At 67.1% G+C, this 10,268-nt stretch carries 12 protein-coding genes and 1 pseudogene; 4 read left to right on the top strand and 9 right to left on the bottom strand.

Going from position 1 to position 10,268, the window contains the following annotated elements; genetic code table 11:
• Window positions 1-77 precede the first annotated feature (77 nt).
• The 6 genes and pseudogenes from V6V89_RS40160 to V6V89_RS40185 form a co-directional block, all read right to left on the bottom strand.
• Window positions 78-1,331 (bottom strand): acyl-CoA dehydrogenase family protein, encoded by a 1,254-nt coding sequence (locus V6V89_RS40160; protein ID WP_334624960.1) that lies wholly within the window; start codon window positions 1,329-1,331, stop codon window positions 78-80.
• Between the two features lie 227 nt (window positions 1,332-1,558).
• Window positions 1,559-2,377: pseudogene (locus tag V6V89_RS40165) on the bottom strand (universal stress protein); the annotation flags it as partial.
• Window positions 2,378-2,432: 55 nt separating this feature from the next.
• Entirely contained in the window at window positions 2,433-4,388 is a 1,956-nt protein-coding gene (locus V6V89_RS40170) for an aconitate hydratase (protein ID WP_334624949.1), read from the bottom strand.
• 222 nt (window positions 4,389-4,610) lie between these two features.
• Window positions 4,611-4,964, bottom strand: a complete 354-nt coding sequence (locus V6V89_RS40175; protein WP_334624950.1) for an STAS domain-containing protein — start codon at window positions 4,962-4,964, stop codon at window positions 4,611-4,613.
• Between the two features lie 78 nt (window positions 4,965-5,042).
• A complete protein-coding gene (locus tag V6V89_RS40180; protein WP_334624951.1) occupies window positions 5,043-5,363 on the bottom strand; it encodes a TraR/DksA family transcriptional regulator in 321 nt (106 codons plus the stop codon).
• 888 nt (window positions 5,364-6,251) lie between these two features.
• Complete coding sequence (locus V6V89_RS40185) at window positions 6,252-6,647, bottom strand: hypothetical protein (RefSeq protein WP_334624961.1); 396 nt, start codon at window positions 6,645-6,647, stop codon at window positions 6,252-6,254.
• On the opposite strand from V6V89_RS40185, the gene V6V89_RS40190 reads away from it, so the two are divergent.
• The 3 genes from V6V89_RS40190 (at window position 6,602) to V6V89_RS40200 (ending at window position 8,537) form a co-directional block, all read left to right on the top strand.
• Window positions 6,602-6,745 carry a hypothetical protein gene (locus V6V89_RS40190; RefSeq protein WP_334624952.1) on the top strand — a complete coding sequence of 48 codons (144 nt, stop codon included), beginning with the start codon at window positions 6,602-6,604 and terminating at the stop codon, window positions 6,743-6,745. The two genes, V6V89_RS40185 and V6V89_RS40190, sit on opposite strands and share 46 nt — an antisense overlap.
• A gap of 483 nt (window positions 6,746-7,228) precedes the next feature.
• Window positions 7,229-8,068, top strand: coding sequence for a CBS domain-containing protein (locus tag V6V89_RS40195; protein WP_334624954.1), 840 nt, complete (start codon window positions 7,229-7,231; stop codon window positions 8,066-8,068).
• 280 nt (window positions 8,069-8,348) lie between these two features.
• Entirely contained in the window at window positions 8,349-8,537 is a 189-nt protein-coding gene (locus V6V89_RS40200; protein WP_334624955.1) for a Na+/H+ antiporter subunit E, read from the top strand.
• A 6-nt stretch (window positions 8,538-8,543) separates the two neighbouring features.
• Here the strand turns inward: V6V89_RS40200 and V6V89_RS40205 are convergent, their stop codons facing one another.
• Window positions 8,544-8,690: a hypothetical protein gene (locus tag V6V89_RS40205; RefSeq protein ID WP_334624956.1), complete on the bottom strand. Its 147-nt coding sequence runs from the start codon at window positions 8,688-8,690 to the stop codon at window positions 8,544-8,546.
• A 99-nt stretch (window positions 8,691-8,789) separates the two neighbouring features.
• Here V6V89_RS40205 and V6V89_RS40210 point away from each other — a divergent pair, with 99 nt between their 5' ends.
• Window positions 8,790-8,972: a hypothetical protein gene (locus V6V89_RS40210; RefSeq protein ID WP_334624957.1), complete on the top strand. Its 183-nt coding sequence runs from the start codon at window positions 8,790-8,792 to the stop codon at window positions 8,970-8,972.
• Here V6V89_RS40210 and V6V89_RS42000 read toward each other — a convergent pair.
• Window positions 8,969-9,160: a hypothetical protein gene (locus V6V89_RS42000; RefSeq protein WP_442935314.1), complete on the bottom strand. Its 192-nt coding sequence runs from the start codon at window positions 9,158-9,160 to the stop codon at window positions 8,969-8,971. The genes V6V89_RS40210 and V6V89_RS42000 overlap by 4 nt on opposite strands.
• Window positions 9,161-9,198: 38 nt before the next feature.
• Window positions 9,199-10,134, bottom strand: a complete 936-nt coding sequence (ygiD, locus tag V6V89_RS40220) for a 4,5-DOPA dioxygenase extradiol (RefSeq protein WP_334624959.1) — start codon at window positions 10,132-10,134, stop codon at window positions 9,199-9,201.
• Between the last annotated feature and the right edge of the window lie 134 nt (window positions 10,135-10,268).

Raw genomic sequence — 10,268 nt, forward strand, 5'->3', positions numbered from 1 at the left:
GTCGTGATCGTCATCAGGTGCTCTCTCCTTGATCAGGAGTTACACCGATCTTTTTACACTCCCGTGGGTGATGGGGGTCAGGGCAGGCGTGGGGTGTAGCCGCCACGGTTGTAGGCCAGCCGGGCGATGGAATGGGTCTGCTCGTCGTCGTTGTCATCGATGCGCTCGAACTGTTCGGCGACGCGGGTTACTGCCCGGTTGCAGAAGGAGGCGGCGATGTAGCGTTCCTGCCCGGATGCCTGCACGCCTTGGTCGTCGAACAAGGCGGTGGTGCGGGAGATGGTGGCGATCTGCGCGTAGATGTCGATGGCCACATGGGCGAGCCGTTTCTGTTGGCGCTGCCGGGCCTGGATGTCGCGGCCGTGGATGCGCAGCAGCTTTTCGGCGGTGGCACGCAGTTGCCGTACCTGGTCGACCACCTTGTCGGCGTGGCGGGCCAGCGTGGGATGGGCGGCGTCGAGGCGGTCGGGCCGAACCCGCCAGCGGACGCGTTGACCGACGTAGTCGGCGAGGATGCCGATACTGCCGATCGGGTCGGCGAGATTGAGGCCGCGTAGATCGGCTACCTCGTCGGCGACGGATTTAAGGCCGGCGAGGGCGACGAAGGCGCGCAGCACGTCGTTGGCGCCTTCGAAGATGGGGAAGACGCGGGCGTCGCGCAGGGCTTTGGCGATCGGCGAGCCGGCCATGTACGCCTGGCCGCCGTGGAGTTGGAAGACGCGGTTGACGGCGTACCAGTGGAACTCGCTGCCGGCGATCTTGGCCATGGCCGACTCCATCGAGTAGTCGGGGACGCCGGCGTCGACCAGGCCGGTGGTCAGGTAGGCCATCGACTCGAACCCGTACAGGTAGGACGTCATCCAGCTGATCTTGTCCTCGACCAGTTCGAACTCCGCCAATGGCTGGCCGAACTGTTCCCGCGTGTTGGTGTGGGTGATCGCAAGCTCGATGAGCCGTTTGGTGGCGCCGACGACGCCGGTGCCCAGCGACATCCGCCCGTTGTTGAGGGTGTGCATGGCGATCCGCAAGCCGTCGCCCGCCTCGCCAAGGACGTTGTCCTTCGGTATCCGAACGTCGCGGAAGGTGAGACGGCGCAGGTCGTTACCGCGCAGCCCGAGGGTGTCATAGCGGTCGGGAGCATCGAAGCCTGGCATGCCCTTCTCGACAATGAGGGCAACCGGGCCGGCCTCGCTGCGCGCGAACACGCACACGACGTCTTTACCACCGTTGCCGATCCACCGCTTCTCACCGTTGAGCCGATAGGAGCCGTCGGCCTGGCGTTCGGCGGTGGCGGTGATGCCGCGCATATCGGAACCGGCGCCCGTTTCGATTTGGCGAACGACGACACCGTCGGCGGGCCCGCGTCAGCGGCCTTCCCTTCCGCCGGTTGGGTGGCTGGCGGCGCGGCAGGGTCCGTGGTGGCCCGCGCCGGATCTGCCGCTTGCGGCGCGTCTCGCCGCGGCCGGGTGGTCGCCTGCCCGGCGTCGGCGGGTTGGGCCCGCACTACGGCGACCGGGCCGGTCGCGTGGTGCAGGACGCTCTGGCTGGTCGAGCCAAGCAGGAGCCCAGTAAACCCGCCCCGACCACGGGATCCGACCACGGTCAACGCGGCACCTGCCGACTCGGCGACCAGGACCGCGGCGGGCTGACCGTGCAGGACCTTGCGGTCCACCGGCACGTCGGGGTACTTGTCGCGGTAGCCGGCAAGAGCTTCGCTCAGCAGCCTAGTCTGGTCTTCGCGCAGGTCATCGATGTTGTAGTACGCCGCCAGTCCGGGGTCGCCATACAGCGGTAACTGGTAGACGCTGATCGCGAGGATGCCGAGGCCGTGCCGGGCGGCGTGGTCGAACGCGAAATCGACGGCGACGCCGGACAGCTCGGAGCCGTCCACCCCGACCACGACCTGGCCGGAGGCCGGACCAACCTCGTTGTCATCATCACGGATGATGACGACGGGGCACGCGGCGTGAGCGGCGGTCTGGACACCGACGGAACCCAGCAGCAGACCGGCGAAACCGTCAAGGCCACGGTTGCCAACCACCACCAGACCAGCGTCCTGGGACGCCGCGACCAACGCCGCTGCCGGCGCGCGCACCGGCAGATCTGTGCTGATCTCCAGACCAGGAGCGGCCAGGCGGACACGGTCCGCGGCGCTGGACACGATCCGCTCGGCGTCATGCTGCAATCCGCCCTCGGGTGGACCAAACTCCGACGGGCCCAGCGGCACGTGCATCAGCGGCCACAGGAACGCGTGCACGATCCGCAACGGACACTGCCGCGTCAGCGCCTCATGGGCGGCCCAGTCCACGGCGTGCAGGCTTTGCGGTGAGCCGTCGACGCCGACGACGACCGCTGCTGCTGGGTTGGTGGTTGTCATGGCCTCGTACTCCCTCGAATAGCGCCCGGGACGATGGCGGCGGCGATGCCGGAACTCAGTCGTCGGCTGGTGTTTGCCGTAGTTGAGGGATACGGCCACCGGCCAAGACCATGGCGACCTGCCGTGGCGAGAGTCGGTGCCGGGCCAGGTATGACACCTTCCTTGTCCGGTTTCTGATGGTGATCCCGGTGCCGTCGCGCAGGGCGTCGTGCAGGTCGTCGACGGCGAGTTCGTCACCGATCGCGACGCGGTCGTAGTCGGCCTCGTCGGCGAACTGCAGCGGCAGGACGCCGAAGTTGGCCAGGTTCTGCCAGTGGATGCGGGCGTACGACTTGGCGAGCACCATGCGCAGCCCCAGATATCGGGGGACGATCGCGGCGTGCTCCCGTGAGGAGCCCTGCCCATAGTTGGCACCGCCGATGATGACGTGCTGTGCGCTCTGCCGGGCCCGCTGCGGGTAGCCGGGGTCGAGCTGGCCGAAGACGAACTCGGCCAGTTTGGCGATGTTGCTGCGATACGGCAGGACTCGGGCGCCAGCCGGCAAAATCTCGTCGGTGGACACGTTGTCACCGACCTTGATCGCCACCGGGGCGGACAGGTGGTCGGGCAGCGGGTCCAGTTCAGGCAGCGAACCGATGCTGGGCGCCTTGACCAACGTGACCGTGCGGGCCTCGTCTGCCGGCAACGGCGGTTCCAGCATCGCGGTATTGACGGCGGCGGTCGGTGGCAGCTCCAGCAGCGGATAGGAGACGCCGAGCAGGTCGGGTAGGTCACGAGGGTCGGTGATCCGGCCGGTCAGGGCGGCGGCGGCCGCGGTCTCCGGCGAGCACAACCAGACCTGGTCGTCGGTGGTGCCGGAGCGTCCAGGGAAGTTACGCGGGAACGTGCGCAGGCTGTTTACACCGACCGCAGGGGCCTGCCCCATACCGATGCAGCCCATACAGCCGGCCTGGTGGATCCGGGCCCCGCCACGGATCAGGTCGAGGGTGGCGCCGATAGTGGTCAAGTCGGCCAGAATCTGCCGGGATGTCGGGTTGACGTCCAGGGACACTCGCGGATGCACCTGCCGGTCCCGCAGAATCGCGGCGACCACGGCGAAGTCCCGCAGGCCAGGGTTGGCCGACGAACCGACCACAACCTGGCTCACCTCCTGCCCGGCGACCTCCCGGACCGGCACCACGTTGCCCGGCGAGCTCGGCTTGGCGATCAGCGGCTGTAAACCCGACAGGTCGATCTCCTCGGTGACGTCATAGCCGGCGTCGGGGTCGGCGAGGATCTCTACGAAGTCGTCCTCGCGGCCCTCCGCGGCCAGAAACTGCCGTACCCGCGCGTCGGACGGGAACACCGTCGTGGTCGCGCCGAGCTCGGCGCCCATGTTCGCGATCACGTGCCGGTCCATCGCGGACAGGCCCGAAAGCCCTGGGCCGTGGTATTCGATGATCCGGTTCACAGCGCCGTTGACGCCGTGGCGGCGCAGCAACTCCAGGATCACGTCCTTGGCGCTCACCCACGCCGGCAGCTCCCCGCTCAGCCGAATCCCCCAAACGTGCGGCATCGTCACGTACAGGGGCTCACCGGCCATCGCCATGGCCACTTCCAGCCCACCGACCCCGATGGCCAGCATGCCCAGCGACCCGGCAGCGCACGTGTGCGAGTCCGACCCGAGCATGCTCGCCCCTGGAACTCCGAAGCGTTGCATGTGCGTCGGATGCGATACCCCGTTGCCGGGCTTGGAATACCACAAGCCGAACCGTTGGCACGCCGAACGCAGAAACAGGTGATCGGCCATATTCCGCTCATCGGTCTGCAACAGGTTGTGGTCGACATACTGCACCGACACACCGGTCCGCACCCGCTGCAACCCGAGCGCCTCCAACTCCAACATCACCATCGTGCCGGTCGCGTCCTGGACCAGGGCCTGGTCGATACGAAGCCCCACCTCCTGGCCAGGCACCAACGCGCCATCGACCAAGTGCGCCGCGATCAACTTCTCCGCCACGTTCAGAGCCATCCCCATCACCCCTTTCTGCGAGATACCCCTGGTGCTCCAAAACTCACTCGGCGGCCACCGCCATCCTTGTGCGATGGCCGGCGGGGGCAAGCAGGCATCCCACAGCGGCCACCATCACGGTTGTCGAACCGCCGGTGCCGACGCTGTCATAGGGCGCGACGGTGGCGACGTAGCATCCATCCGCGTCCGCCCCGCGCCCTAGCCGCCACCGTGACGCCGCCTTCAACTCGACCGCGCGAGGTGCCGCGTCGAGGGTGCTTGACGGCATTGATGGGACAAAGCTGCCAGGACGCCGGTAATGTTCAGGACCCTGCGCACGTGGCGCCTTGGGTTGATCACCGCGTAGCTGCGGCCTCGGGTAACAGCGGTGTTGTAGCCGGCCACCAGGGCACCGATTCCGGCGCAGTCCAGGAAGGTCACCTGGCCGAGGTCGACGACGAGTTCGGTGACTCGCTCATCGCACAAGACATCCTGGATCGCGGCGCGCAGCGCACGGGCGGTGGACAGGTCAACCTCGCCGGCGATGGCTAGCCGAACACCGCCTTGTGGTGTGGGCCGGGTCAGGCAGAGGTACATCGTTGCCTCCTCCGTGCCGCCCGGCGCCGCTTCATTAGCGTCGCTGCCGGTCGGCGGTCGTGTCGTCGACGCTGCCGGTCAGATCGTCCGCGTCCACTGGCAGGAAACGCAGAACCGGGTATCCGGCAGGATCTGCAGCCGTTCGATGGGGATCCTGTCGCCGCATCGTTCGCAGATGCCGTAGTCGCCCTCCGCCATATGCCGCAGCGCCTGGGCGGTGTCGGCTATCGCCTGCCGACAGGAGGCGATCAGAGCGGCGAGCGTGTCCCTGTCATAGCCGCCACGGTCAGGCTGCCTGCTGCACACCGTGAACTCGCTGAGCAAATCAGTGTTTAGCTGGAACTGCTCCTCCAGCCGGTCGCGCAGCAGCTCGATCGGATCGCGCACGGTACGGGTCACGTGGACTCGCCCCTTTCAATGGGGACGTTGACTCGCATGGCCGGCCGGCCATGCGGTGGTGGCCCTCAACTCCTGTTCGCCAGATCCTCGACGGCGACAGGGGGCGGACCAGTCCGACCGCTGTCGGATCGAGGCCTGTGCGACGCGGGAAGGGACGCAACTAGCAGCTCTGCGCCCCGGCGACGGGCGCGCGCGAAGGCCATGTCGGCTGCGAACCTGGCGTCGGGTGAACCGTCGAAGCCGAGCACGATCGGCGCGTGGGCGGACCCGATGTCGCCGCGCACAATCGCCACAGGGCAGTGGGCGTGCCCGGATACGGCGGCGTGGGCGGAGGCGGAGCCGGCGAACCCCACGACAACAGGCGCTCCCATCACGCACACCCTTCCTCGATCTCGACGGCACGCAGACGTGACCGTCTGCCGATACAACCCGGAGCCACCGGGGCCTTCTCCACTTAGGACTCATCGTTACCCCTGGCGGAGCTTCTCTTCACGCCACGACGGTCGTTGGCGACAGGTTCGCGGCTGCACCTCAATGATGGTTCCGTGCCAGGCGGCCGGGCAGAGATACGCCTAGCAGACTTCCGCGGCCGTTGCATGCCGATCGTCGGCAAGGAAACCCGCAGCGTGCACGATCCTGCGCGGCGTTCGCGGTCGAAATGCCGTCGCGTACGGCGGAATCAACCGTGCCGCTCAGCGCGTCGCGCCGATGATCGCGAACGTTCGTTCGTCGCTCATGCCGCACACCTTCCCTCGATGATGTGTTCCGTTGGGGCACCGCGCCCGCGTACGTGGTGCGGTTCGCCTGCGGGTGCGGGCGGGCCCTTGGCGCGTGTGGGTGCGTTGTTGAGCTGCTAGCGCACCCACGGCTTGGTTACGCGGTACCGGATCAGGTGTGGGACGTGCAGAGGATGCTGTGGGCCTCACGGATCATCTGGTGGCTAAAGCCCCATTCGTTGTCGTACCAGGCCATCACCTTGACCAGCGAACCGTCCACGACCCGGGTCAGATCCAGGTCGACGACCGCGGCGCGTGGGTCGCCGACGATGTCGGCCGACACCAACGGGTCCTCCGAGACGCCGAGGATGCCGCGGTACCGTTCGGTCTCGGCCTCCTGCCGGAACGCCTCGTTGACCTCCTGGACCTTGGGCGTCCGGCTGGTGACGAACACGATGTCGGCGATCGAGCGGACCGGGATGGTGCGGGGACCGCGATTCCGTCGAATTTGCCGTCCAGGCGATGCGCGAACTGGCCGCCACCGGAATCGACATGGACACCGTCGGATCGACGCTGGAGGAGCAGGGCGTCGCCGGCTTCCACGAGTCGTGCCTAAAGGTGCACGCCTCGCTGTCCGAGAAAGCCGGCCAGCTCAGCCGGGGCTGAAACGACGCGAAAGTCGCAAGGTGGGGCGGCATGCCGCCTGCGCCGCCGCTGACCTCCCGCACGTTGGTTACGCTTGGTAGCGGCCACGCCCGGCTTACCTCCCGCTCGCGTCCTCACAGCAGGCCAGGTGTCGCCCGCCGGCAGCGACTGAATTCGCGGCGGTGACTGCGGACTGGCCCAACGGGTTCTGCATCGTCGTCACATTGCCGGCCATCGGCAGTTTAACCTCGCCCTTTCTGCGCACCGCGACACTGTATGGGCCAACCTTACCCGGCGAGTATTGAGGCACAGCCCGGAACCTCGATGGACGCGGCGAAAGTTGTAGATGCCAGGCCACGCGCCCGTCGTGACCTGAGGCCCAGAATGGCCGCCACTCATCCGCGCGGCTAACTATTTCAACGACCACAGCGAACCCCATGATCGGCATCAAGTTCCTGATGCTCATACGGCTTAGGGTGCCGATCACCCGGAAGGAGCAACGCCATGCCGCAATGGCGGGTACGTGATGTGATGGCCCGTGATGTGATCACGGTGCGCGACGATGCGCTGATACCGCAGATTGCGGCTGTGCTGGCCGAGAGACAAATCAGCGCGGTTCCGGTCGTCGACCGGTTCGAAACCGTGACCGGTGTGATCTCCTGGACCGACCTACGCGATACGGTCGAGACCACTGCGGCCGGCAGCGAAGTCACTGGCCGGTGGTGGCCCGTGACGCGCCAGCGGCTGCGTTGGCCCAACGTGTCAGCGGTGGACGTAATGAGCGCGCCACCGGTCACCGTCATGCCTAACGCGTCCTTGGCTACCGCCGGCCGGCTGATGCGCCGCCGTAAGGTAGGCCGGCTACTGGTTGTGGATGACCAGGCCCGGTTGATGGGCATCATCACTCGTAGCGACCTGTTCCGGGTGCATGACCGGCCCGACGCGGTCATCCGCGATGAGGTGACACAGCGAATACTGCACCGCGAACTGAAGATCCCCACCGCCGATGTCGTGGCCGCGGTCGACGACGGAGTCGTCACCCTCACCGGCCACACCGACCGCAGAACGACCGCCCTGGCCGCCGTGGCGATGACCGCTGCCGTTCCCGGCGCCACCGACGTCGTCGACGAGATCACCTACCACAGCGATGACACCCTCCGGACGGCACCGAAGCCGTCGGCTCCCGACCCCCTCGCCAACTGGTGGCACCAGGCCGCCTCGCTACCGATCAACGGTGGGACCCAGCCGCGGAGTCCGGGGTTCGACGACAACGTCGGCCGCGTACGCCGACAGCGGCCGATCGACACCGCAGAAGTTGCCTCGGCTATAGAGCTTGCGGAGTGAGGTTCTCTAGTGGCTCACGCTGATCGCCGGACCGATGTACGAGCTCACCGACACGGCGGCAAACGACCTGATAGCACGCGACCCGTACGTACAGGCCGCGTTCCCCGGCGGTGTGCCGTGATCGACGCCGTGAGCCATGGTGCTCGTGCCCGCGACCGACTGATCGCCGCCGGCGGGCTGCCACAATGTGGATGGTGCTGTGGGGTGTGTTCTCCTCGTCGACGTTCCTTAGTGGACTTGCCGTCTCCGCCATCGTGCTGATCGTGTTCCGCTACCGCCGGTGACCTTCGCCGGACGGCCACACCCGCTGGGCTTGCTGCGCTTCGCCGTCCGGTTCTTCATCGACCTGATCGTGGCCAGCGTCCATCTGGCATGGACCGCGTTCCGGTTCCGGTACCGACCGCGCAGCGCGGTGATCGCCGCACGGTTGGCCGTCCGCTCCGACCTGAACCTCACCCTGTGCGGGTAGGCCGTCTCACTGATACCCGGCAGGTTCATCATCGACGACGACCGCGCCGCCGGTGTGCTCTACATTCACGTCTTCGACGTCAGTGATCATCAGGCCGTCGAAACGCTTCCGCCACGACGTCCACGCGTTGGAAGCCCGGATCATGCGTGCCATCGGCTCCGAAGCCGAACTGAAGCAAGTTTCCAACAAGGAGGGTCGCCCACGACCGCCGTCGCCTTCGCAGTCGCGGTACTGCTGACCACCGGACTCGGGATGGCGCTGGTCCGAATCGCGCGCGGCCCGTCCACATTGGACCGAATAGTAGCCAACGACGTGCTGCTCGCTATCACCGTCGGCGCGATCGCCACCGAGGCTCGGCCCGATCGCTTCGATCGCGGGTCGGCCGGTTCGCCGACCGAGCCACGCCCATATCCCAGCCCGGAGGCTTCCAGCTAGCCACCGCGCCCGTCGCCGCCCATATGGTGGGCCGCGCCGCCTACCGAACCGGTCAGTACCGTCGCGACCTGGTCGTCACCGACGAACTCGCCGCCGCTCGACAGGAGAAAGCCGCCGCCCGCTCCCCTGACCAGAGTTGAACGCCTGACGGTCGGGCAACCAACGTCGGTCAGGCCGGTGCAGTCCACCTCACGCGTCGTACGACCGGAGAAGGACCGGGAACGACCTAGATGTTGGACGCGTCGGGGGGCAGTTCGGCCGGTGGTTGCGACGAGCCTGCGCCGCCGGCGCTGCTCGGACAGGCCATGCCGATCGTGTACGCCGTCATGGACAGCGACCCGTAGGCGTAACCGTCGACCAAAACCTCGGTGTCCGGCGCGTCGCTGGCTCCAGCAAGGCCGGCAAGGTACAGGGCGGGAATGAAGTGATCCGGGGTCGGTGCCGCGCGGCTGAAGTCGCGGTGGGCGTCCAGGGTCGCGAACTCGGTCGGATCGGTGAGCATGCGGGTCTTGGCGTCTTCGTCGAAGCGCTGCGCCCAATCGTAGCCTTCGTCGGTGAGCTTCCAGTCCATACCACGCAGGTTGTGCACCACGTTGCCGCTCGCGACGATCAGCACACCGCGTTCGCGCAGCGGCGCCAACCTCGCGCCCAGGTTCAGGTGATAATCCAAGGGCTTGTCGGCGTTGATGCTGAGCTGGACCACCGGAATCGAGGCATCAGGAAAGGCGTGCACGAGCACCGACCAGGTGCCGTGATCGATGCCCCAGCTGTCGACATCCGCCCCTACCCAGGTCGGGTGGACCACGTCGCTGACCTCCGCCGCCATCTCGGGTTGTCCGGGCGCGGGGTACTGCACCTCGAACAGCTCGCGAGGGAAGCCGTAGAAGTCGTGGATCGTCCGCGGCCGCGGCATCGCGGTGACAGCGGTGGCGTTGATGTACCAGTGGGCGCTGACGACGAGGATCGCGCGCGGTCGCGGCACCGCCTCGCCAAAGGCTCTCCACGACGAGGTGTAGCGGTTGACCTCCAGCGCGTTCATCGGGTTGCCGTGGCCGATGAAAGCCGCGGGCATGGAGAAATCCGGAACGCTGACGGAGTCTGAAGCCACGATCGTGACCTTCCTCGATGCGGTTACCGCTGGTTCTCCGTGGGTGACGAGCAAGCGGCCCCCTCAGGATGGTCAGCCTTGTTCGGGTGCCTTTCGCCACCGTCCCGTTCGGTAACCGCAGCGTCCTAGGAGACCGCTGAATAATGGCGGCGTGCCGGTCCACCGGTTTTGATCGGGTTTGGTCGATA

This window comes from Micromonospora sp. CPCC 206061, assembly GCF_036906915.1.
Lineage (GTDB): Bacteria > Actinomycetota > Actinomycetes > Mycobacteriales > Micromonosporaceae > Phytohabitans.

Bases quoted from the DNA above. Each gene is read 5' to 3' on its own strand.
- V6V89_RS40170 (WP_334624949.1), bottom strand. From the start codon at position 4,388: ATGGCTCTGAACGTGGCGGAGAAGTTGATCGCGGCGCACTTGGTCGAT.
- V6V89_RS40175 (WP_334624950.1), bottom strand. From the start codon at position 4,964: ATGTACCTCTGCCTGACCCGGCCCACACCACAAGGCGGTGTTCGGCTA.
- V6V89_RS40190 (WP_334624952.1), top strand. From the start codon at position 6,602: ATGCGCGAACTGGCCGCCACCGGAATCGACATGGACACCGTCGGATCG.
- V6V89_RS40195 (WP_334624954.1), top strand. From the start codon at position 7,229: ATGCCGCAATGGCGGGTACGTGATGTGATGGCCCGTGATGTGATCACG.
- V6V89_RS40205 (WP_334624956.1), bottom strand. From the start codon at position 8,690: ATGGCACGCATGATCCGGGCTTCCAACGCGTGGACGTCGTGGCGGAAG.
- V6V89_RS40210 (WP_334624957.1), top strand. From the start codon at position 8,790: ATGGCGCTGGTCCGAATCGCGCGCGGCCCGTCCACATTGGACCGAATA.